Origin of the sequence: Acetatifactor muris (assembly GCF_024623325.1) — a bacterium.
GTDB classification, from domain to species: Bacteria; Bacillota; Clostridia; order Lachnospirales; family Lachnospiraceae; genus Acetatifactor; species Acetatifactor muris.
The window spans coordinates 178,251-202,633 of the sequence record NZ_JANJZD010000005.1 but is presented as its reverse complement, the minus strand read 5'-3'; the positions used below and the strand labels follow the sequence as shown (position 1 = coordinate 202,633).

The window sequence follows — 24,383 nt, the reverse complement described above, 5'->3', positions numbered from 1 at the left end:
AGGCATTTTAAGACGAAAGCTCACGTTTTCCTTGCATTTTCAGACCACTTATGGCATAATAACAGAAAATTGACTCACTCTTGAAGTTTATACCAAATGAAAAACAGCGGACAAGGGAGGAATGACCAATGGCTTTACCGGCAAAACAAGTGCAATATACTTTTGCAGACGTTCTTACTTGGGATGAGAGCGAGCATATCGAAATCATCAACGGTGAAGCGTTTATGATGGCAGCGCCATCCAGCCGTCACCAGGAAGTTAGCGGTGAGTTGTTTCGCCAGCTGGCTAATTTTTTGGAGGGGAAGCAATGTAAGGTTTACCATGCTCCATTCGGCGTCAGGCTGTTTGAGCGGGATGGTGACAAACCGAAAGATGTTGATACGATAGTTGAGCCGGACATTTCCGTGGTATGTGACCGGAGCAAGATAGACAAATACGGTTGTATAGGGGCACCAGATCTGATAATTGAAATTCTTTCTCCCTCGACCAGACGGCATGACCGGCTTGTAAAACTGAATCTATATCAGCAAGCGGGGGTTCGGGAATACTGGATGGTGGACCCGGATAACCAATCTGCCCAAGTATTTACTCTGGATAGCGGCGTATTGAAAATTTATGAGGATTATGGGGCGAAAGATGTTGCAAGGGTCAATGTTCTGGAGGGGTGTTTCATCGATTTGGAGAAGGTTTTTTCTGAATAAGCATCAAGAGAGGGGGTATCCTGTCCCCAGCTCCCTACCCAATCAAAACCATATTTCTGATGCATCCTGCCAGAACACTTTTTGCCAGTAAGGAAGCCTCATATTGCACTTCTTCAATCTGTGTAAACGGAGTCTGTACGGTATCTTCCGAAGCCGCATCCTCTGTTAGAAGTAAATTATATAGTAATCTGATAAATTACCCATCAACCCCAGTACAAAACCATGATAAAACCGTTCCGGTTCTGCCTGAATGGAAGATAAGTTTCCTGAACACAGTACAGACTTCTTTGTAGGTCAGAGACAGAACATACATATCTTCTTCCGTTTCGTCATCCCATATCTATTCTATTACCTTCAGATAGCCGCTGGCCAGCAGCAGACTCCAGACGGCATTTTCATCAGTTCCCGGTTGACAGAACATAATCTGCTCATCAATATGTACGCGGGCTGTAAAAAGCAGCTGACTAAGCAGCTGCTTCTTCTCTGTCTTTCATATATAACAGTTTTAAGAGAATCGGAGTGGAGATGCTGGACACGATGATCAGCAGAATCACCGCCGTGAAATACTCTGGTGTGAGCAGTCCCACAGAGAGCCCTTTCTGGGCCACAATCAGCGCTACCTCCCCTCTGGTCATCATGCCCACACCGATTTTGAGGCTGTCCTGAAAACGGAATCTGCAGAGCTTTGCCATTAAGCCGCAGCCGACGATTTTGGTGATCAGCGCCACGATAACGAACCCTGCGGAGAACAGCAGAAGTCCTGCGCTGACATTGTCTATGCTGGTCTTCAGACCGATGCTGGCGAAGAATATTGGGCCGAAGATGATATAGGAACTGACCTCCATCTTGCGGTCTATGTAGGAGGAATCCTGGATAGAGCAGAGGACGATACCCGCCACATAGGCTCCGGTGATATCTGCGATTCCAAAGTACTTTTCCGCCGCATAGGCGAAGAAGAAGCACAGTGCCAGGCCCAGGATGGGGATTCTCTGGGTGTGGGGATAACGCTCGTCAAGCTTTTTGAATATCTTATAGACGATGAAGCCTGCCACCAGTGCCATAATGAAGAACAGCACCGTGGAGAGGACCACGCTTCCGGGGTTGGATTCCGGATTCTTGAAGCCAATTACAAATGTCAGCACGATGATGCCGATGACATCGTCGATGATGGCGGCGCTTAGGATGGTGGTTCCCACCTTGCCTTTCAGCTTCCCCATCTCCTTCAGGGACTGCACTGTGATACTGACGCTGGTGGCCGTCATGATGACGCCTATGAACACGGCCTTGTAGAACTCCTCCGAACCCCAGGGAGCTGCACCATAGAAGCCCATGTACAGAAGTGCTCCTCCCAGAAGAGGGATGAATACGCCGGAGCAGGCAATCAGGAGAGCCACAGGTCCGGTCTTCATCAGTTCCTTCAGATTTGTCTCCAGTCCTGCGGAGAACATCAGAAGTACCACGCCGATTTCCGCCATGTGAGCCAGGAAATCTGACTGCTGCACCAGTCCCAATAAGCTTGGGCCAATCAGGAGACCTGCGATGATTTCTCCTACCACCTGAGGCGCCCTGCACTTTCGGGCCAGTATTCCACAGAGCTTCGCGAAAACGATAATAATTGCCAGATCCTTGAAAATGCTGTATGTTTCCATAATCCTTTCACTCTTTTCTTATTATATTAAACTCTAACCAAAGAATGATTATAGCACAAATTTTGCCAATGTAAAGTAAAAAATGGACCTTGGAATGCCGGTGGCCTCTGCAGCTCTGCTTTATCCGCTAAATCCGATTTTTCCTTTTTTCGGGAAATGCCTTCCGGTAAGCAGCGGCGGTGACACCTTCGTAGCGCTTAAAAAGCCGCATGAAGTATTTTTCATCTGAAATACCTGTCTGCTCACTGATTTCCGCCAGGGAGAGTTTGGGCATGGATGTCAGCAGATTTTTGGCCACCCGGATGCGCTGGCGGTTCAGATATTCGGTAATGGTACAGCCGCTGTAGCGTTTGAAGACAGCGGTAAGGTAGGAAGGATGGTACCCGAATTTCTCTGCGATACCGGCCACGGAGAGCGAGGTATCATAGTTGAGCTGCAGCCATTCCATGAGATCGGCAATGTTCAGCGGAATATTTTCTCCCTGCTGCAGCATGTGATGGCGGAAGAAGCATTCGTTTGTCAGTTCCAGCAGCAGGGTGCTTTGTGCATAATTACACTGTACCGCAGAGAGGCTGCCCAGACGTTTGGCCAGATCAAGGAGCTGTACGAACAATACATTGACCCGGCTGTTGGCGGAGAGAGAGCCGGTCTCAGGAAGAATATAACGGGGACAATCGTTTTCCCGGAAGAAGGCCGCTGTCTTAGTCTCTTCGCAGAGGGTTGCTTCTCCGGCATGAAAATGGAAATGGGTCCAGTAAAAAGACAGCTCTCCCTCGGTAGGCCGGGTGCCGAAATGATATTCTTCCGGAAATAAAAGCACAAACTGACCGGGAGTCAGATGGTAACTGCGGTCTCCTGACTGGATATGTAAATTACCCTTTGTCACGGATAGCAATTCGTAGGAATCCATGATACGCTTTGGATGCAGGAACTGATTTTCATTGGTCAGATTCCCTGCAGATGAGAAAGAGACAGGCAGCGCAGCGTCGGATATCAGATACAACATATATGATTTGTCCACCTTTCCTTGAAAACTGTAGGTTGTGATCCTTTATGAAAATGATAACATAAATTTCAGGGCCAGACAATTCCAGGGATACAGATATTTGCTTTTGTACACAAATGAATCAGTATCCTTTTCCGGAAAAGTTTCTATATCGGGAATGATATAAAATATGCAGACAGGAGAAAGAGAAGGAGAGGTAACAGGATGAGTAAAAAAGCAGGTGAAGTCAGAAGCGGTCAGGTAAAAATTTCCGATGCATTCTGGTCTCAGATGCAGGAAAAGGTAATTGATGTGGTGATACCTTTTCAGGAAAAGGTATTGAATGACGAAGTTCCGGGTGTGGCGAAGAGCCATGCCATCGAGAATTTCAGGATTGCGGCGGGATTGAGCCAGGGGGAATTCTACGGGATGGTATTCCAGGACAGCGATATGGCAAAGTGGCTGGAAGGTGTGGCTTATTCCCTGACTGTAAAGCCGGATTCGGCGCTGGAGGCGAGAGCGGATGACATCATTGAGATCATAGAGAAAGCCCAGCAGCCGGACGGCTATCTGGACACTTATTTCATTGTAAAGGAGCCGGAGCGCCGCTGGCAGAATCTCCATGAATGCCATGAGCTGTACTGTGCGGGGCATATGATGGAAGCAGGGGCGGCGTATTACGAAGCCACAGGAAAGGACAGACTTCTTCGTGTGGTGGAGCGCCTGGCAGATCACATCATCAGCCTGTTCGGCCCGGAAGGGGAGAAATCCCATGGGATTCCCGGACATCAGGAAGTGGAAATCGGCCTGATGAAGCTGTACCATGTGACAGGAAAAGAAAAGTACAGGGATATGGCGAGACATTTTCTGGAAGAAAGAGGAAAAAATCCGGATTATTTCTATGAGGAGAAGATGAAAAGAGGCTGGCAGCACTGGGGACAGTACAGCACTGACAAGCTGGATGTGACTTATAACCAGGCCCATGAGACTGTCTATGAACAGAAGGAAGCAGTGGGGCATGCCGTCCGTGCATTATATATGTATACGGCCATGGCAGATCTGGCCGGCGCTGACGGGGATGAGAAACTGTATCAGGCCTGCAGAACTCTGTGGGAGAATGTGGTGAATAAGAAGATGTATATTACCGGTGCGTTGGGGGGGAATCCCGAGGGTGAATCATTTTCCAGTAACTATGAGCTCCCCAATGACATGGCATATGCGGAAACCTGTGCTTCCATAGCCATGGTATTTTTCGCACATCGTATGCTGGAAATGGAGATGGACGGCTGCTATGCGGATATTATGGAAAAGGAACTGTATAACAGTACCATCAGCGGCATGCAGCTGGATGGAAAAAAGTACTTTTATGTCAATCCGCTGGAGTGTGAACCGGGGGTCTCCGGAAAGCTTTTTGGATACCGGCATTCGCTTCCCATGCGGCCGGGATGGTATGCATGTGCCTGCTGTCCGCCCAATCTGGTGCGTCTGATTACTTCGCTGGGAAAATACTGCTGGAGTGAAAATGATTCCGCCATTTACTCTCATCTGATGATCGGACAGAAGGCGGAACTGGAGAAAGCACAGGTTATCGTGGATACTTCTTACCCCTGGGAAGGGAAAGCTGATTATACCATTATGCCGAAGACGGAAGAGGAATTTACGCTGGCAATTCATATTCCCGGCTATGTGGACTTCGAAAGAGAGGAGAACTGCCTGCGCGTCAACGGAGAAATACTGGATGCCGGGAAACTGCTGAAAAAGGGCTATGTATATATCACAAGAAAGTGGACTGTCGGAGATAAGGTATCCCTTCGGTTCCCTCTGGAGGTGCGCAGGGCGTATGCCAATCAGCATGTGCGGGAGAATGCAGGATGTGTGGCACTTCTGCGGGGACCGATGGTGTATTGCTTTGAAGGGGTGGACAACGGTGAAATGATTCAGAGTCTGCGGATACCAAAGGACCTGAAAGCGATTCCATTTACCTGTGAAGAAGGTGTTCTGAAAGGAAATGTACTGCTTTCCATAGAGGGGTATCGCATGGTCGGAAGCGACGAACTGTACAGCGAAAAACCGCCGGTGAAGGAAAAGGCAAAGCTTACAGCCGTCCCCTATTATACGTGGGCAAATCGCGGTGAGAATCAGATGCGGGTGTGGATGCAGGAGGAGTAATGCCGGAAGCGGGGAACAAACTGCCGGAACCTCTTGTAAAATGGAGTGCTATCGTTTATAATGGGCGATGCATGAAAATTTACAGAGAAAGAGAAAGGCGTGATTTGTATGGAAATGATTAAGAAATTCTTTGAACCTGTGGATATGACGGAAGGCACGCCCTGGAAGAAGATTGTCTTTTTTACGGTCCCCATGCTGGTGGGGAACATTGCCCAGCAGCTTTATAATACGGTGGACAGCGTTGTAGTGGGAAATTACGTGGGAGACAATGCACTGGCGGCAGTGGGAAGCGCCGGACCTATCTTAAACCTGCTGATAGTCCTGTTTGTGGGAATCAGCGTGGGGGCAGGCATCATGGTTTCTCAGTATTTCGGAGCAAAGGAGAGGGAGGAGCTTTCCACTACCATCGGAAACTGTATCACGCTCACGGGGATAGCGACGATTTTTGTGATGATTGTGGCATCTCTGGTGGCGAGACCTTTGCTGGAACTTCTGGATACCCCGGAATCCATCATTGACTGGTGTCATTCGTATCTGCTGATTTTGTTTATCGGTTCCTCGGGACTGGCGTTTTATAATATCCTCAGCGGAATCCTGAGGGGACTGGGAGACTCCATGTCTGCCCTGGTCTATCTTCTGGTATCGACTCTTGTCAATATTGTGCTGGACCTGGTGTTTGTGGCAAAGCTGGATATGGGAGTTAACGGTGTGGCGCTGGCCACGGTGATTGCCCAGGTGATTTCCGCCCTGCTGTGTCTGTTCAGGTTAATGCGGATGACAGAGCTTTTTGATCTGAAGCCGGCTTATCTGAAGCTGCAGAAAAAGCATACGGTGAAAATCATTCAGCTGGGACTTCCCTCCGGTATTACCCAGGCGATTTTCTCCATGGCGATGATTGTAGTGCAGTCGCTGACCAACAGTTTCGGCGAAATGTTTATTGCCGCCAACGTAATCATCATGCGCGTGGACGGATTTGCCATGATGCCGAACTTCTCCTTCGGCACGGCAATGACTACCTATGCCGGTCAGAATGTAGGCGCCAAAATGTATGACAGAGTGGAGAGAGGAGCAAAGCAGGGGACAGCCATTGCCATGGCCACATCCACCGTTCTGACAGGGATGATTCTGCTCTTCGGAAAGGCACTGATGGGAATCTTTACGAAGACGCCGGAGCTGGTGGAGCTGAGCCGGAATATGATGGGAATTCTGGCAGTGGGATATATTGCCATGGCGGTTACCCAGAGTCTGTCCGGGGTTATGCGCGGGGCCGGAGACACGGTGACCCCCATGTGGATTTCCATTGCCACGACGGTTCTGATTCGTGTGCCCATCGCCTATGGAATTGCTTTTTTCACCAGATCACCGGAGTTTCCGGGGGGCAGGCAGGAATGTATCTTTATATCGCTGCTGGCTTCATGGGTGTTTGGGGCAATTATCACCTTTTTCTTCTACAAGCGAGGAAAGTGGAAGGAGAAGGCAGTCTGAGGTCTGCAATTACATAAAAACGGAAAACCGGTCAGAAGCCGGTTTTTTGTTACTGTGAAAGGTGGATAATTTTGGAGAAGAGAGATACGAAATACCTGCAGTATCTGCAGATATTAAGAGAAGAACTGATTCCGGCCATGGGGTGTACGGAGCCAATTGCCATTGCCTACGGGGCGGCCCGGGCGAGGGTGCTTCTTGGGGAAAAGCCGGAGAGAATTCTGGTGGAAGCCAGCGGGAATCTGATTAAAAATGTCAAGAGTGTGGTGGTTCCCAACACAGGCGGCCTGAAGGGGATTGAGGCGGCAGCTGCAGCGGGAGCGCTGGCCGGGAAACCGGAAAAGGAGCTGGAGGTGATTGCGGATATTACGGAGGAACAGAAGGCGGAGCTGGCATTGTTCCTGGGCAGGAAGGCGGTGGAGGTCCGCTTTCTGGACAGTAAATTTCCGCTTGATCTGATCGTTACCGCAGAAGGCTTTGGACATCGCACAAGGGTGAGAATCGCGCAGTATCACACCAATGTTGTGCTGGAGGAGACAGACGGGCAGGTGACATTCCGGAAGGAAGCGGCAGGCAGAGAAGAAGGCCTGACGGACCGCAGTGTTCTGAATGTAGAAGACATTCTGGACTTTGCGGAATCGGTGGAGATTGAAGAAGTCAGAGAGACGCTGGAGAAACAGATCTCCTGCAATATGGCCATTGCAGAGGAGGGAATCCGGAATTCCTACGGTGCCAATGTGGGAAGCGTGCTGCTGAAGCTGTATGGAAATGAAATTCATAACAGGGCCAGGGCCATGGCAGCAGCAGGTTCGGATGCCAGAATGAGCGGCTGTGAGTTGCCGGTGATAATCAATTCCGGGAGCGGCAATCAGGGGATTACTGTCAGCGTTCCCGTGATTGAATATGCCAGAGAGTTGAAGGTGGGGCAGGAGAAGCTGTACCGGGCACTTGTGCTGTCCAACCTTCTGGCCATTCATCAGAAGACAGGGATAGGCCGGCTGTCAGCCTATTGTGGCGCTGTCAGCGCCGGAAGTGCCGCAGGGGCGGCGATTGCTTACCTGTACGGAGGCGATTATAAGACCATCGCACATTGTCTGGTAAATTCTCTGGCAGTGACTTCGGGAATGATATGCGACGGAGCAAAAGCTTCCTGTGCCGCCAAGATTGCATTTTCCATCGAATCTGCATTGCTGGGCTATGAGATGTATAAAATGGGCAGTCAGTTCCGGGACGGAGAAGGAATTGTCAGGAAAGGTGTGGAAAATACCATTGCAAATGTAGGACGCCTGAGCAAAGAAGGTATGAGGGAGACGGACAGGGAGATTCTGAAAATGATGACGGAAGCAAGGTGCTGAACAAGCTGTGGAATATGAACGGGGCTGTCCGCTTTCAAGGGACAGCCCCGTTCCACACACTCTCTCAGAGACTTCGTCCAGTGAATACCGCCACAGAGCGGGGATGCATAATGAACTCATGATCAATGCGGACTTCTTCCCCTTCCGGGTAGAAATAGCGGTTCTGTTCGTCCCCCCAGGTGTTGACGCTCAGATACCAGCCGAGAGGGCAATCCAGCTCCGGGACGGTAATCCGTACATCTTCCCAGTGACTGTTGACTGCTATATATACCAGGTCATCTGTCCTGGTTTCCGGGTTGTAGCCGGCAAAGCTTACAGCCAGAGTTTTGGCATCCTGGGGAATGTAGATTTCTTCCGCATTGACATTGTGAGTGTGCATCGGATCCATGCCGCAGACTGCTTCCGGAAGCATTTTGCGGATGACGGGATGGGTGTGTCTGTAATGGATCATGAATTTGAAAAATTCGAACAGCTCCCTGTTTTTTTCCAGCAGACTCCAGTCCAGCCATGAAATTTCATTGTCCTGACAATAGGCGTTATTATTGCCGGACTGAGAATTCCCGAATTCGTCTCCGGCCAGAAACATGGGAGTTCCGCGGCTGCACATCAGCACAGCGCAGGCATTGCGTATCATGCGGAATCTCAGGGAAAGGATTTCGGGATTGTCGGTGTCACCCTCGACACCGCAGTTCCAGCTGCGGTTGTCATCGGAACCGTCCGTATTGTTCCAGCCGTTTCTTTCATTGTGCTTTTCGTTATAGGAATACAGATCATACAGTGTAAATCCGTCATGGCAGGTGAGAAAATTGACACAGGAATTATAGCCTGCATAATTGTTCGTGTTGTCGGAATAGAATCCGCCATAGAGATCGCCGGAACCGGAAATGCTCCATGCAGCTTCCCAGGAATGCCAGAAATCTCCCTTTAAAAAGGCTCTGAGAGAGTCCCGGTAACGGCCGTTCCACTCGGCCCAGCGTTTGCTGGCCGGGAACTTTCCCACCTGGTACAATCCGCCTGCGTCCCAGGCTTCGGCAATCAGCTTCACATTGCGCAGAACGGGGTCCATGGCCAGAAGCTCCAGAAGAGGCGGATTGTTCAGAGGAGAACCGTCCTCATGCCTTCCCAGAATACTGGCAAGATCAAAGCGGAAGCCGTCGATTCTGTAATTTACCGTCCAATAGCGCAGACATTCCAGAATCATCTGGCGGACAGCCGGGTGATTGCAGTTCAGGGTATTGCCGCAGCCGCTGAAATTATAATAATTTCCGTTGGGTGTCAGCATATAATAAACCTTATTGTCAAAGCCTTTAAAGCAGAAGGTCGGTCCTTTTTCATTGCCTTCCGCAGTGTGATTGAACACCACATCCAGAATCACTTCAATGCCGTTATCATGCAGGGCTTTGATGAGAACTTTCAGTTCGGTGCCCTCCTGATTGTACTCGTCTCCGGCGATATATCCCGTGTTGGGCGCAAAAAAACTTACCGTGTTATACCCCCAGTAATCAAGAAGCTTTTCTCCGTTCACCTCCCGGGCGTTCATGGTCTCGTCAAATTCGAAAATGGGCATCATTTCCACCGCATTGATTCCCAGCTCCTTCAGATAGGGAATTTTTTCCATCAGACCGGCAAAAGTTCCCCGATGAGTCACACCGGAAGAGGGGTGATAGGTAAATCCTCTCACGTGCAGTTCATAAATAATCAGATCGCTCATGGTGCGGGAGGACTGAGGCATATCTCCCCAGTCAAAAGAATCCCGGATCACACGGGCATGGTAACTTCCGTGCGTCTGACTTCCCCATTGCCGCTGACCGGCCACCGAGCGTGCGTATGGGTCCAGAAGAACGGCATTCCGATTAAATATAAGCCCGTTTTCCGGCTCGTAGGGACCGTCTACCTGGTAGGCATATTCAAATTCCTCGATATCCAGTCCGAACACAATCATGGAATAGACATCTCCGATTTTATAGGCTTCGGGAAACGGGAGTCTGGCATAAGGAGTAACTGCATTTCTGTGAAACAGAAGAAGCGTGCACGAAGTGCCGTAATGGGTATGGACAGTAAAATTTACGCCTACCGGGAGCATCATTGCCCCATGAACGTCAAAAAGTCCGGGACGGACGGGAAAACCTTCGATTTCTGCCATCGGCGTCAGCGAACGATGAATTTCCGGAATATAAGTCTGTGTATATAGTTTCAAATTATGCCTCCTGTTGTTTATGCATTTTGCGTATAACGGCATTGGGGAAATCCGCTGCAGCCCCAGAAAGCCCCGAATCGGCCTTTGCGGCGGATCAGCATACCGCCGCATCTGGGACAGGGGAGCCCGGACTGGTCAGAACTGTCCCGGTTTTTCTGCTGCGCCAGAAGCAGCCCCAGCTGCTCGTAACATTGCTGGTTCATGATGCAGTCGTTCAGTGCGCGGTGGGCGCCTGCGGTCTCAATATGGAAATAGGCGGCTATGTCTGTCAGCCTGTGACGGGGCAGAGCGGGCAGAAGCGTTTTCGACAGATACAGGGTATCCACATAATCATTTTCCACCTTTCGATTCAGCTCTCTGCCCACACCATTGGTAAGAAAACGCATGTCAAATGTATGGATATTGTGTCCCACCAGAATGTTGTTTTCCGCAAAGGCAAGAAATTCTTCCAGGATGGGACAAAGCCCCGGGGCATTCTTCACCATATCGTCACTGATTCCGTTGATGCCTGTTGCGGTGGCGGGAATGTGTCTGCCGGGATTGACCAGCGAGGAAAAGCGGGATGTCACCTGTCCCGACTGCACTTTTATCGCGGAGAGTTCAATGATTTCATCCTTTTTCGGACTTAATCCTGTTGTCTCCAGATCGAATACCACATAATCTTTTGTATATATGGAAAGCCTTTTTCCGTTTTTTTCGGTCATGGTATACTGTCCTTCACAGCAGCCGGACGGGTGCCTGACCGCTGTATCCTTTGTCTGAATACATTATTTACTGCATTACAGAATACTATATGGGTATGGAAAAAGCAAGGGAATTTTCAGGATTCTCTGCGGGTCCGCCGCAGGGAGGTATAAAATTCAGATTTAAGTAAAATATAAGATTATTTTAATGAAAACCAACCATATTTTCTGGTAAAATCAGGATAGAAATCTGCAGGTTACAGAAAGGCAGGAATGGGAATATGGGAACTGTGCTTAATTATCTGGAAAAATATGGAAAATATACCTTTGCGGAAATGCCCATGACCGAGGTGGACAGTCTGGCTCTGTGTCAGCTTTCCTATTTGAAATTTGACGGTATGGTGTCGGAGGAAGGAGAGCCCGTCATCCTGAAAAGCCTGAGGGAACATCCGGATTACGAGAAGCTTTTTGCGGATGTGCGCTATGAGAAGGTAAACAGGGCACTGTTGGAGGAGATGATACAGAGCAGGCGTTTCGGCCACATGAAGCTGAACTATTATGTCAACGTAATCGAAGAGAAATGGGAGACACAGTTTTCGGCTGTTACCTGTTTCCCGGATGAAGAAATTGTCTATGTGGTTTTCCGGGGAACAGATGAGACAATAGTGGGATGGAAGGAAGATTTTAATATGGCTTTTCTGTCACCGGTGCCGGGCCAGGAGTACAGTGTCAGGTATCTGGAATCAGTGACAGGTAAATTTGAGGGGCCGTTTTATGTGGGAGGACATTCAAAAGGGGGAAATCTGGCAGTGTACAGCGCTATGAATGCAGCCCCGCATATTCAGGACAGAATCATCCGGATTTACAGTATGGACGGTCCGGGATTCAGACCGGAGGTGCTGGAAAAGTGCGGCTATGACAAAATTGCAGAGAAGGTGGTGAAAATTTTGCCCAATTCTTCCCTGGTAGGTATGATTTTTGAGTCAGATATGCATTTTCAGGTGGTAAAAAGCAATACCTTCGGCCTCCTGCAGCATGATCCCTATACCTGGCAGGTGACGGGAAACCATCTGGTCAGAGCGAATGACCTGTATGAGCGCAGAAAGGAAATGGACAATAACCTGAATCAATGGATATTGTCCCTGGATGAACAGCAGCTCCGCACCTTTGTGGATACATTGTATCATGTGATTACTGCTTCAAAGGCGGATAATCTGATCGATTTTACCGCAGAGTGGAGGCGCAGCATGAATGGTATCATCGGCGCTTTAAAACAAGTAGACGAAGAGACTGTGAAGATGCTGAAAGAGATGGTCAGGTCGCTTTTCGAGATTGCAAGAGCCAACAGAAAGCGGCAGATTGCCGCCAAAACCGAAGGGGCCTGGAATCTGCTTACGCAGAAACAGAAACCAGAGAAACAAAATAAGTCAAAACCTTCTCCCCTGTGATGCCGGTGCGCTGTTCGTCAATCCGTTCCGGATGCCATTGAACCCCGAGGATGGGCATCGTCTCATGGGCGATGGCTTCTATGCAGCCATCCTCCGGGCAGCGCTGAACCGCGGTCAGGTTTCTGCCCAGCCTGCCCAGAGCCTGGTGATGAGCGCTGTTTATGGTCATTTTTTCTCCGTATAAATGGCGGAGCCAGGAATTTTCGGCATTCACGGCAGAGTGGCACTTATCCCCCCGGTCGTATTGATGGCGTCCCAGGGCGTCAGGATCCAGATTCTGGATAATGGCGCCTCCCAGGCCTACATTTATAATCTGCATTCCCTTGCAGATACCCAGAACAGGAATTCGCCTGCACAGGGCAATATCGAAAGCATGAAGCTGCAGAATATCCAGTTTCGTGTCAATATCACGGGAACCGTGGTTCTGTTCTCCGAAAAAAGCAGGGGTAATGTCACCGCCGCCGGGAAGCAGCAGCGCGTCGCAGCAGCATACATCCCCTGGATTTATTGTAACCACCGGTATGGCGGAGGCAGATTGAACATAACGGACATAGTTGAGTGTGTCGGATTTTTTTCCCACAATGGCGATTTTCATTTTCTGATACCTTTCTGATCAGGTTCCGCGGGGCGGAACGCCCTGAATTCATTCAAAACAGTTATTTCATTATATGCCGGGAGAGCTATTGTATTTCTGACCGTTTGAGATTATAATGGAGAAAGTTTTGGCGAAAGTTCCGGAAAAGCTGTATAAAAGGAGTTATATCGTATGAAAGCATGGGTCCTGACAGAGATAGGAGAGATACGACTGGAAGCATGGGATAAGCCTGTACCGGGCCCCGGGGAAGTGCTGCTGGCGGTAAAGGCCGCAGGTGTCTGCGGTTCCGACATCCCGCGGATTTATCAGACGGGGGCGCATGTGCATCCACTGATTCCCGGCCATGAATTTTCCGGAATCGTTGTCGACACAGGGGCGGAGACTGAATGGCCGGGAAAACGTGTGGGTGTATTTCCGCTGATTCCCTGCAAAAGCTGCAGACCCTGTGCGGAGGGGCATTATGAGATGTGCAGGCATTATGACTATCTGGGATCCCGCAGGGACGGCGGATTCGCGGAATATGTGTGTGTTCCTGCCCGCAATCTGGTGGAGCTTCCTGATAATGTTTCTTACGAAGAGGCGGCAATGCTGGAGCCTATGGCGGTGGCGGTACATGCCATGAGACGGGCGCAGCCGGGAAATCAGGATACAATAGCAATCTGCGGGATGGGAACCATAGGACTGCTGCTCCTTATGTTCCTGCTGGAAGCGGGAAAGGCAGAAGGGCTGCGCCCGGAAAGAATCCTTGTGGTGGGCAACAAGGAATTTCAGAAGCAGAAAGTGCTGAAGCTGGGGCTGCCGGAAGACTGCTGGTGTGACAGCCGGAAGCAGAATGCGGATGAATGGCTGAAAGAACATACCGGAGGTGGCGGCGTGGATGTGTTCTTCGAGTGTGTGGGAAAGCAGGAGACTCTGGTACAGGCAGTGAATCACACCTCGGCGGGCGGAAGAATCTGTCTGGTGGGAAATCCTGTGTCGGGTATGACTCTGGAGAGAGATGTGTATTGGAAGATTCTCCGCAATCAGCTGACTGTAACCGGAACATGGAATTCGTCGTTTTGTCATGAAGAGACGGATGACTGGCATTATGTACTGGACCGGCTGGCCCGGAAGCAAATCATCCCGGGCGGGTTTATTACCCATAGATTTCCGCTGGAGGAGCTGGACAGAGGCTTCCGCATTATGCGTGACAAGTCCGGCGATTATGGGAAGATAATGGGGATTTTATAGATGGGAGAGATAATCTGAAGGAGAGGACTGCCGGTCCGGGGATCGGATAAAAGTAAATTACCATGATAAAAAAGAAGTTAAAGTGCAAAGGGAAGTATGACATCCGCAAGACGGCGCCGTTTTTTGCATTGCTGCTTCCCAGTCTGATTATGTTGATTTTATTTATAATCAGGAGAATCTATCCCTTTGGAGACAGAAGCTTTCTGTTTTCAGACATGTATCATCAGTATATGCCTTTTTTCAGCGAGCTGCTGCATAAAGTCAGAGGGGGAGAATCTCTGAATTTCTCTTTCAATGTAGGGATAGGATCGAATTTTCTGGCTCTGTTTGTGTATTATCTCGCCAGCCCCTTTCACATTTTTTCTCTGCTGGTACCGGAAAGCCATCTCATGGAATTTATGAGCTATCTGATTGTGCTGAAAATCGGGCTGGCAGGGCTTACCGCCTACATTTACCTGCGGAAGCATTCTGTCTCGCAGAATGCCCGGGGATGGCAATCCGGTCTGAATGCTCTCTGCCCGACAGAGGACAGCTGCTTTGGAGCGCTGCTTTTTTCCTGCTTTTATGCGCTGTCGGGATTTATGGCGGCCTATAATTACAATATTATGTGGGTAGATTGCGTGGTGCTGCTTCCTCTTGTGGTGCTGGGACTGGAGAGGCTGGTGAAGGAGGGGCGCTGCGGACTGTACTGTGTGATGCTGGCGTTGTCCATTTTTACCAATTACTATCTTTCCATTATGATCTGCATTTTTCTGGTGCTGTATTTTATTCTGCTTCTGGTAACGGAGAGAGGCGGCCTGCGCAGCATCGGACATTTTGTGTTCTTTTCTCTGCTGGCCGGAGGTATGGCCGCAATACTGCTGATTCCGGAGGTCTGCGCCATATTGAAGACAGATTTCGGAGATATGGATTTTCCGAAAAAGGTGGAATCCTATTTTTCCGTATTGGATATGCTGGCGAGACACTGTATGTGTGTGACGACGGAACGGGGACTGGACCACTGGCCCAACATTTTCTGCGGCAGTGCCGTACTGATATTGATTCCCATGTATCTGATGAATAAAAGCATTTCTGTCCGGGAAAAGTTCTGCCGCATGACGCTGGCAGGATTTCTGCTGCTGAGTTTCGGCACAAATATACTTGACTTTATCTGGCATGGCCTGAATTATCCGGATTCTCTTCCGGCGAGACAGTCATTTATTTATATTTTCCTTGTGCTGGTAATGTGTTATGACGCCTGGCGGTATTTACGGAATGCGGACGAACAGCAGATTGTATACGGCTGTCTGTGCGCGGCTGTGTTTGTTCTGTTTTGCGAGAAATTCATTGACCATGAAGACTTTGAACTGGGTGTAAAAGTCCTGACTTTGGTGTTTGCGGGAATATATGGCATATTGCTGTATCTGTATCGTACAAGAGAAAGCCGCAATGTACACCGGGCTGTAGCTGTCACGGCATTGGCCGTGGTGATTGCGGAATGTGGTATCAACACATTCGCTACAAGCGTGGGAACGGTGAGCCGCAGTGCCTATCTCGGCCAGCAGGCGGACTACAGAGCGCTTTATGAAATGACGAAAGAGCAGGAACAGGGCGTTTATCGTCTGGAGAAATTTACCAGAAAAACCAAGAATGACGGAACGCTCACAGGCTATCCCACAGCCAGTGTGTTCTCCTCCACGCTGAATTCTTATGTGATGGATATGTATAAGAGGCTGGGAATGCGCCACAGTAAGGTATATTATGGCTTTGACGGGGCAACGGCACTGACCTCCGCCATGCTGAATGTAAAATATATGTTCGGGGAATCGGAGAAATATGAGAATGGACTGTATACGCTGGCTGGTCAGAGCGGGGACATCTGTCTGTATCAATGTAATGCCGTTCTGCCTTTCGGCTATGTGGCGCCCACAGGCTTTGACCTGCCGGAAGAGGAGGGGATTCAGGGACTTCGACTGCAGAACCGCATGGTGAAGGACCTGGGGATTGACGGTGCGCTGTTCGTAAAGTGCGAGAGAAGTGTATCCGGGGATGATATCGTATTTACGGCGAAAAAGGAGGGATACTATTATGGGATTCTCACTGCTTCCGGAACCGGTAAAGTAGATTATCTCGGAGGAAGCACGGAAGAAGAAAAGTTTATTGATCTGAAGAAGGGATCCATTCTATATCTGGGATATCTGGAAGAAGGCAGGAAAATCACGCTGACCAATGGAAATGAGGAGGATACCACACCGGAGATTTCGGTGGATGTGTACCGGATGGACGAAGAAGTGCTGGGCGAGGTGCTGGAACTGCTTTCTGCACAGTATATGGAAAATGTGGAGTGGGGAAGCGACTGGCTTACCGGAACACTTACTCTGGAGAATGCGGGCAGGCTGATCTGTTCTATTCCTTATGAGGATGGCTGGAAGATTTTGGTCAACGGCAGGGAAACGGAGGGAACTTTGTTCGGCGGATGCCTGATGGCGTTTGACCTGGAACCGGGAGAATATACTTTTGAGATGCACTATATTCCCAGCGGAGCCCACGCGGGTATTGCAGTGAGCGCAGTGAGTATCGGAATCTTTATTCTGACTGTGACCGTGAAGAAGAGAAGAGTCCGTCAGAAACCCGGACGTGGTATTGAGAACAGTTCGACAAAAAGGGCCGCCGATTGAGGAACTCAGATAGGAGAAAGCGAGAATGAAAACGAAAGTGGAAAATGCGATGTGGAATGCCGGAAAGCGAACAGCGATGATAGCAGCGGCTTCCGTGATTATGGCGGTGAATCTGAAAACCTTTGTCCGCACGGGCGGTCTGATTCCCGGGGGATTTAACGGACTGACCAGGCTGCTGCAGGAAATCAGCGATATGCTGTGGGGTGTGGAGCCGCCCTTTACTGCCATCAATCTGACGTTGAATGCAATTCCGATTGTGATCAGTTTTAAATTTATCGGTAAGAAATTTACGGGATATTCCTGCCTGATGATTGTGCTTACCGGCCTGCTTACCGATCTGATTCCCGGCTATACGTTCACAGATGACATATTGCTGGTGGCAGTGTTCGGCGGCCTGTTTAATGCCCTGGCCATAGCGGTCTGTCTGATGGCCAATGCCACAAGCGGAGGAACGGATTTCATTGCCATTTTTCTCTCAGAAAAATATGATATTGATTCCTGGAATTATATTTTTGCGGTGAATGTGGTGATACTGGGGATTGCGGGAGCGCTGTTCGGCTGGGAGAAGGCCCTGTATTCCATTATCTTCCAGTTTACTTCCACCCAGGTACTGCACACATTGCATCGCCGGTATCAGAAGCAGACGCTGCTGATCATCACGCAGAAGCCGGAGGAAGTATATATGGCAATCCGGGAGACTACCAACCATGATGCGACGCTGATTAAAGGAGAGGGATGCTATCTGAAGCAGGAATGCAATATGCTTTATTCTGTGGTGGGCAGGGATGAAGTGCGGAAGGTGCTGAACCGTGTCCGGGAGACGGATCCCGGTGCTTTTGTGAATATGATTCGGACGGAGAGTCTGTCAGGGCGTTTCTATCAGCGCCCCAATGACTGAGTGGCCATATCAGAATCTGATGTAATGTACACCGACAAAAAAGACGGGTTTTTATATTGCCCGTCTTTTTTCTGTATGCTATAATGAAACGAATGTCCGGGTGGGGCATTTGCCGGAGATTTGCAGGAAGTTTCAAGTCCATGCATGTAATCGGTGCTTTGCCGGAAGGAATCAGGAAAGGCGCAGGTAGAAGGATGAAGGCATTTTTGGTTTTGGAAGACGGTACTGTATTTGAAGGAACACATATAGGTGCCGACAGAGAAATAATCAGTGAGATTGTGTTCAACACCTCCATGGCGGGATATCTGGAAGTTCTGACAGATCCATCCTATGCGGGACAGGCGGTGTGTATGACGTATCCGCTGACAGGCAATTATGGTATCTGCAGAGAGGATATGGAATCCCGGCGTCCCTGGCCGGATGGATTCATTGTGAGGGAGCTGTCCCGTGTCCCCTGCAATTTTCGCTGTGACATGAGTCTGCAGCAGTTTCTGGAGGAGAACGATGTGCCCGGGATTGCGGGGATCGACACCAGAGCCCTGACGAAGATCCTGCGGGAGAAGGGAACCATGAACGGAATGATTACCACCCGGGAAGATTTTTGTCGGGAAGAGGTACTGCCAAAGCTGAAGGCTTATACCACGGGCAGAGTGGTGGAGCGGGTGACCTGCAGGGAAAAATATATCGTGAAGCCCTCGCTCTCCCTGGATGAGAACGGACCGTTGTCGGGGGCGGCGAGATTTGATGCGGATTATTACGAAAAAGGCGGAAGAGAGCAGAGGCCGACACTGATTAAGGAGCTGAACGGCGTGGGACTGAATGTGGCGCTTCTGGATTTCGGGGCTAAGGACAATATTGCCCTGTCCCTTGCAGGGAGAGGGTGTCAGGTAACGGTCTGGCCGGCATTTACATCCGCGGAGGAAATCATTGCGTCACAGCCGGACGGGATTATGCTCAGCAACGGTCCCGGGGATCCAAAGGAATGCGCGGAGATTATCGGTGAAATTAAGAAGCTTTACGACACAGAGATTCCTGTATTTGCAATCTGTCTGGGACATCAGTTGATGGCTCTGGCAACAGGAGCGGATACCTATAAGATGAAATACGGGCACAGAGGCGGGAATCATCCGGTAAAGGATCTTAAGACAGGAAGGGTGTACATTTCCTCTCAGAATCACGGCTATGTGGTGGACATGGACAAGCTGGATCCGAACGTGGCGGTACCGGCGTTTGTGAATGTAAACGACGGAACCAACGAAGGACTTGCCTATACAGGGAAAAACATTTTCACAGTGCAGTATCATCCGGAGGCGTGTCCCGGTCCTCAGGACTCCGGATATTTGTTTGACCGGTTTATTGACATGATGAGGGAACAGCAGAGGGTGACGAAAATGGAAGGAGGTGCTTCTCATGCCTAAGAATCCTGAGGTAAAACGAGTCATGGTGATCGGTTCCGGGCCCATTGTCATTGGACAGGCGGCGGAATTTGACTATGCGGGCACGCAGGCCTGTCGCTCTCTGAAGGAAGAGGGCGTGGAAGTCGTACTGGTGAACTCGAATCCGGCGACAATTATGACGGATAAGACCATAGCGGACAAAGTATTTATCGAACCTCTTACCATAAGTGTATTGGAGAGGATTATTGAGCAGGAAAAGCCGGACAGCATTCTTCCCACGCTGGGAGGGCAGGCGGGTCTGAATCTGGGGATGGAGCTGGAAGAATCGGGATTTCTCGCCGCCCACGGCGTGACGCTGCTGGGAACTACCGCGGCCACCATCCGCAATGCGGAGGGGCGGCAGGAATTCAAGGATCTGATGGAGCGCATCGGGGAACCCTGCGCGGCTTCCAAAGTGGTGGAGACTGTGGCGGAAGGCGTGGAATTTACCGGGTCCATCGGGTATCCGGTGGTTCTGCGGCCTGCGTATACGCTGGGCGGTTCCGGCGGCGGTATCGCGTATAATCAGGTACAGCTGGAAGAGATTCTGGAGAATGGTCTGCGGCTTTCCAGGGTGGGACAGGTACTGGTGGAGCGCTGTATTGCAGGCTGGAAGGAAATTGAGTATGAGGTCATGCGGGACAGCGGGGGCAACTGTATTACAGTGTGCAACATGGAGAACATTGACCCGGTCGGCGTTCATACCGGTGACAGCATTGTGGTGGCGCCTTCTCAGACATTGAGCGACAAGGAATACCAGATGCTGCGGACTTCCGCTCTGAAGATTATCAACGAGCTGCAGATTACCGGCGGATGCAATGTACAGTTTGCTCTGCATCCCACCAGCTTTGAATATTGTGTCATTGAAGTAAATCCCCGGGTAAGCCGCTCTTCGGCGCTGGCCTCCAAGGCCACCGGGTATCCCATTGCCAAGGTTGCGGCCAAAATTGCCCTGGGCTATACGCTGGATGAGATAAAAAATGCGATCACAAAGAAAACCTGTGCATGCTTTGAGCCGGCTCTGGATTATTGTGTGGTGAAGATTCCCAGGCTGCCCTTTGACAAGTTTATCACGGCGAAGCGGACGCTGACCACGCAGATGAAGGCCACCGGCGAAGTCATGAGTATCTGTGACAATTTTGAAGGGGCGCTGATGAAAGCGATTCGTTCGCTGGAACAGCATGTAGACAGCCTGCGCAGCTATGATTTCAGCGCTCTCACGGCAGAGGAGCTGAAGGACGCCATGAAGGTGGTGGATGACCGGCGTATCTGGATGATTGCAGAGGCTGTCCGCAAGGGGATCAGTTATGAAGAAATTCATGACATTACCATGATTGATATCTGGTTTATAGATAAAATTGCCGCTCTGACAGAGATGGAAGAGACGTTGAGAACCGGGGACCTGACGCCTGCACTTTTGAGAGAGGCGAAGCGGATGGAATTTCCGGACAATGTGATTGCGGAGCTCACCGGCAGAAGCGAAGCTGACATCAGAAAGCTGCGCCATGAAAATGGAATCAGGGCAGTTTACAGGATGGTAGATACCTGTGCGGCAGAATTTGAAGCGTCAACACCTTACTATTACTCCGTGTACGGGGGAGAGTGTGAGGCGCGGGAGAAGACTCCTTTCGCCGAGGACGGTACCCTGACAGCCAATGGGGGGGAGAAGCAGAAGAAGGTACTGGTTCTGGGCTCAGGCCCCATTCGTATCGGACAGGGAATTGAGTTCGATTACTGCTCTGTGCACGCCACCTGGGCTTTTTCAAAGGCAGGTTATGAGACGATTATCATCAATAACAACCCGGAGACTGTGAGTACGGACTTTGACATTGCGGACAAGCTTTACTTTGAGCCTCTGACACCGGAGGATGTGGAGTCCATTGTGGACATTGAAAAGCCGGATGGAGCGGTGGTGCAGTTCGGCGGTCAGACAGCCATCAAGCTCACAGAGAGCCTGATGAAGATGGGGGTTCCCATTCTCGGCACAAGGGCGGAGGATGTGGACGCCGCGGAAGACAGAGAGCTTTTCGACAAAATACTGGAAGAGACAGGAATTCCCCGTGCGGCGGGCGGTACGGTATACACAGCCGAGGAGGCAAAGGCGGTGGCCAACCGTCTGGGATATCCGGTGCTGGTGCGTCCTTCCTATGTGCTGGGCGGCCAGGGAATGCAGATTGCCATTTCCGATGAAGAGATTGAGGAGTTCATGGCAATCATTAACCGGATTGCGCAGGATCACCCGATTCTGGTGGATAAGTATCTCCAGGGCAAGGAGATTGAGGTGGATGCTGTCTGTGACGGGACAGATATTCTGATTCCCGGCATTATGGAGCATATTGAACGGACTGGTGTACATTCGGGGGACAGCATTTCGGTGTACCCTGCGCATACCATCGGCAAACTGGTGAAGGATAAGATTGCAGAGTATACAAGGCGTCTGGCGAAAGCGCTTCATGTAAAGGGATTAATCAATATTCAGTTTATAGCCATCGGAGAGGATGTGTATGTCATTGAGGTGAATCCCCGCTCTTCACGTACGGTTCCCTATATCAGCAAGGTGACAGGCATTCCCATCGTGGATTTGGCTGCAGAAGTTATCATCGGAAAAACCATACGGGAGCTGGGCTATCAGCCGGGGCTGCAGCCGGAGGCACAGTATTATGCCATCAAGATGCCGGTATTCTCCTTTGAGAAGATTCGCGGAGCGGAAATCAGTCTGGGACCGGAGATGAAGTCCACCGGAGAATGCCTGGGAATTGCCCGGGAGTTTCATGAGGCGCTTTACAAGGCTTTTCTGGGGGCCGGCGTAAGTCTGCCCAGGCATAAGAACATGATTATCACCGTGAAGGATGCAGATAAGGGAGAGGCCATTGAAATCGGGCGTCGCTTTGAGAAGCTGGGATATACAATTTATGCCACCAGAAGCACGGCTGCTGCATTGAATGAAGCCGGTGTGAAGGCAAGAAAGGTGAATAAGATTTCTCAGGAATCGCCCACAGTGATGGATTTGATTCTGGGACATCGGATTGATCTGGTCATTGACACGCCTACTCAGGGGCGGGATAAGTCCAGAGACGGTTTCCTGATTCGACGGACTGCCATTGAGACGGGAGTGAACTGTATTACGTCCATGGACACGGCGAGAGCATTGCTGACCAGCCTGGAAAATGCAGGGAAGAACCTGACGCCTGTGGATGTGGCACAGATTACGGAATGACGGGAGACGGGGAGGGTAATGAATATGGCCGATGGACCTAAGGTGTTAAGTAATAAGGTGTTTTTATATCTGACAGAATTTTTTGCAGGTATGTCTGTGATGGCGGTGGAGCTGGGAGCCAGCAGGCTGCTGGCCCCATACTTCAGCTCTTCCCAGATTGTGTGGACAATCATCATCGGAACCATTATGATTGCCATGGCACTGGGGAATATATACGGGGGAAGAAGCGCGGACAGAAATCCGGACCCCGGCAGGCTCTACACAAGGATTTTAATCGCGGCAGTGTGGATAGCGGCTATTCCGGCGGTGGGGAAATACATTATTGTGGGAATCTCAGCATTGCTGATTTTCTCCGTGAGCAGTAATTTCCTGATTGTTGCGGCATTTGCAGCCTGTATGGTAATTTTTGTATTCCCTTTGTTTCTGCTGGGAACAGTGACGCCTTCGCTGGCAAAGTATTCGGTGGGCAATCTGCAGGAAAGCGGCAAGATTGTAGGGAATCTGGGGGCTTTTAACACTGTGGGCAGTATAATCGGAACTTTTGTGCCCACTTTTGTAACCATTCCTTCTGTGGGAACTTCTGTTACATTTCTGATTTTTGCAGGGATTCTGCTGGTGCTCGCTCTGATTTATTTTATCAGTGCGGGAACAGGAAAGGGGAGGCTTGTGGTATCCGGTCTCTGCTTTCTGCTCAGCTGTATTCTGGGGTACTCTGACAGCTTTGCTTTCTGGGAGAGTAACCTGGCTTATGAGGGGGAGTCGGTCTATAACTATCTGCAGGTAAAAGAGAGCGGCAGAAGCGTTATCCTTTCCACGAATGTACTTTTTGGAGTGCAGTCCATTTATATGAAGGAGCAGGGGCTTACCGGTATGTATTATGACTATGCCATGGCGGCTCCGCTGATGGTGGAAGGAAAGACACCGGAAGATTGTTCCGTGCTGATTCTGGGCATGGGTACAGGGACATATGCCACACAATGCAGGAAATATTTCGGTGATATGGAGATTGAAGGAGTGGAGATTGATGACAAAATCACGGCACTTGCCAGGGAATACTTTTATCTGCCGGAGGATGTGCCTGTCACTACTTATGACGGCAGGGCCTTCCTGAATGCGGTGGATAAAAAGTATGACGTGATTATGGTGGATGCCTATCAGGATATCACAATCCCCTTTCAAATGTCTTCCATTGAATTTTTTTATCTGGTGAAGGCTCATCTGAAAGAAAACGGTGTCATGGTTGTGAATATGAACATGCGGGGAAGCGATGAGGGGAATATCAATCAATACCTGGCTGATACGATTTCCTATGTGTTTGGAGAAGTCTGTATGGCAGAGGTGTCCGGTTCCACCAACAGAGAACTGTTCGCTTCGGACAATCCGGATATGATATCCTGTCTGGAAAAGGGCAGGCAGAGATTGACAGATGAGAATCTGTATGCCATGATGGAGCGCACGGCGTCTTCTCTGGAAAGCTATATACCCGGGGAGTATATTCTGACAGATGACAGGGCTCCGGTTGAGCTTCTGGGCATGCGGGTAATTGATGAGCTGATTGGGGATGAAGTCGCCTATTATAAGGGAATCTATGAGGCTGAAGGGCTGGAAGGACTGCTGAATTCTTTTTAATTCATTTGTGAATAATCGCGATAAGTCTGTATATACTTACCATTAGAAAAAA

Annotated in this window: 16 protein-coding genes; 11 read left to right on the top strand and 5 right to left on the bottom strand. The window is 50.0% G+C overall.

Going from position 1 to position 24,383, the window contains the following annotated elements; genetic code table 11:
* Positions 1–128: 128 nt before the first annotated feature.
* Positions 129–701, top strand: coding sequence for a Uma2 family endonuclease (locus NSB25_RS06645; RefSeq protein ID WP_103238549.1), 573 nt, complete (start codon positions 129–131; stop codon positions 699–701).
* Positions 702–1,165: 464 nt separating this feature from the next.
* On the opposite strand, the gene NSB25_RS06640 is transcribed toward NSB25_RS06645, so the two are convergent.
* Positions 1,166–2,350 (bottom strand): cation:proton antiporter, encoded by a 1,185-nt coding sequence (locus NSB25_RS06640; protein WP_103238550.1) that lies wholly within the window; start codon positions 2,348–2,350, stop codon positions 1,166–1,168.
* A gap of 127 nt (positions 2,351–2,477) precedes the next feature.
* Entirely contained in the window at positions 2,478–3,356 is an 879-nt protein-coding gene (locus NSB25_RS06635) for a helix-turn-helix transcriptional regulator (RefSeq protein ID WP_103238551.1), read from the bottom strand.
* Between the two features lie 204 nt (positions 3,357–3,560).
* On the opposite strand from NSB25_RS06635, the gene NSB25_RS06630 reads away from it, so the two are divergent.
* The 3 genes from NSB25_RS06630 to NSB25_RS06620 all read left to right on the top strand — a co-directional run bounded on the left by NSB25_RS06630 (position 3,561) and on the right by NSB25_RS06620 (position 8,341).
* Positions 3,561–5,504 (top strand): glycoside hydrolase family 127 protein, encoded by a 1,944-nt coding sequence (locus NSB25_RS06630; RefSeq protein ID WP_103238552.1) that lies wholly within the window; start codon positions 3,561–3,563, stop codon positions 5,502–5,504.
* Positions 5,505–5,612: 108 nt separating this feature from the next.
* A complete protein-coding gene (locus tag NSB25_RS06625; RefSeq protein ID WP_103238553.1) occupies positions 5,613–6,989 on the top strand; it encodes an MATE family efflux transporter in 1,377 nt (458 codons plus the stop codon).
* Between the two features lie 71 nt (positions 6,990–7,060).
* Positions 7,061–8,341, top strand: a complete 1,281-nt coding sequence (locus NSB25_RS06620; protein WP_103238554.1) for an L-cysteine desulfidase family protein — start codon at positions 7,061–7,063, stop codon at positions 8,339–8,341.
* Between the two features lie 64 nt (positions 8,342–8,405).
* Here NSB25_RS06620 and NSB25_RS06615 read toward each other — a convergent pair whose 3' ends face one another.
* Both NSB25_RS06615 and NSB25_RS06610 read right to left on the bottom strand, forming a co-directional pair.
* Complete coding sequence (locus tag NSB25_RS06615; protein ID WP_242982332.1) at positions 8,406–10,484, bottom strand: glycogen debranching protein; 2,079 nt, start codon at positions 10,482–10,484, stop codon at positions 8,406–8,408.
* 71 nt (positions 10,485–10,555) lie between these two features.
* A complete protein-coding gene (locus NSB25_RS06610; RefSeq protein ID WP_103238556.1) occupies positions 10,556–11,242 on the bottom strand; it encodes a 3'-5' exonuclease in 687 nt (228 codons plus the stop codon).
* 260 nt (positions 11,243–11,502) lie between these two features.
* Between NSB25_RS06610 and NSB25_RS06605 the strand changes: the two genes are divergently transcribed.
* Positions 11,503–12,669 (top strand): DUF2974 domain-containing protein, encoded by a 1,167-nt coding sequence (locus NSB25_RS06605; protein WP_103238557.1) that lies wholly within the window; start codon positions 11,503–11,505, stop codon positions 12,667–12,669.
* Here NSB25_RS06605 and NSB25_RS06600 read toward each other — a convergent pair.
* Complete coding sequence (locus NSB25_RS06600) at positions 12,614–13,264, bottom strand: gamma-glutamyl-gamma-aminobutyrate hydrolase family protein (protein ID WP_103238558.1); 651 nt, start codon at positions 13,262–13,264, stop codon at positions 12,614–12,616. The genes NSB25_RS06605 and NSB25_RS06600 overlap by 56 nt on opposite strands.
* Positions 13,265–13,435: 171 nt before the next feature.
* Between NSB25_RS06600 and NSB25_RS06595 the strand changes: the two genes are divergently transcribed.
* The 6 genes from NSB25_RS06595 (at position 13,436) to NSB25_RS06570 (ending at position 24,331) form a co-directional block, all read left to right on the top strand.
* Positions 13,436–14,494, top strand: coding sequence for a galactitol-1-phosphate 5-dehydrogenase (locus NSB25_RS06595; RefSeq protein WP_103238559.1), 1,059 nt, complete (start codon positions 13,436–13,438; stop codon positions 14,492–14,494).
* A 62-nt stretch (positions 14,495–14,556) separates the two neighbouring features.
* A complete protein-coding gene (locus tag NSB25_RS06590) occupies positions 14,557–17,151 on the top strand; it encodes a YfhO family protein (protein WP_257479235.1) in 2,595 nt (864 codons plus the stop codon).
* Positions 17,152–17,176: 25 nt separating this feature from the next.
* Positions 17,177–18,049, top strand: a complete 873-nt coding sequence (locus NSB25_RS06585) for a YitT family protein (protein WP_103238562.1) — start codon at positions 17,177–17,179, stop codon at positions 18,047–18,049.
* 194 nt (positions 18,050–18,243) lie between these two features.
* On the top strand, positions 18,244–19,467 hold the full coding sequence (locus tag NSB25_RS06580; protein WP_103238701.1) for a carbamoyl phosphate synthase small subunit: 1,224 nt from the start codon (positions 18,244–18,246) through the stop codon (positions 19,465–19,467).
* Positions 19,460–22,702 (top strand): carbamoyl-phosphate synthase large subunit, encoded by a 3,243-nt coding sequence (gene carB, locus NSB25_RS06575; RefSeq protein WP_103238563.1) that lies wholly within the window; start codon positions 19,460–19,462, stop codon positions 22,700–22,702. The genes NSB25_RS06580 and carB overlap by 8 nt, the downstream gene beginning before the upstream one ends.
* 24 nt (positions 22,703–22,726) lie before the next feature.
* Positions 22,727–24,331, top strand: coding sequence for a spermidine synthase (locus NSB25_RS06570; protein ID WP_242982324.1), 1,605 nt, complete (start codon positions 22,727–22,729; stop codon positions 24,329–24,331).
* Positions 24,332–24,383: the final 52 nt, after the last annotated feature.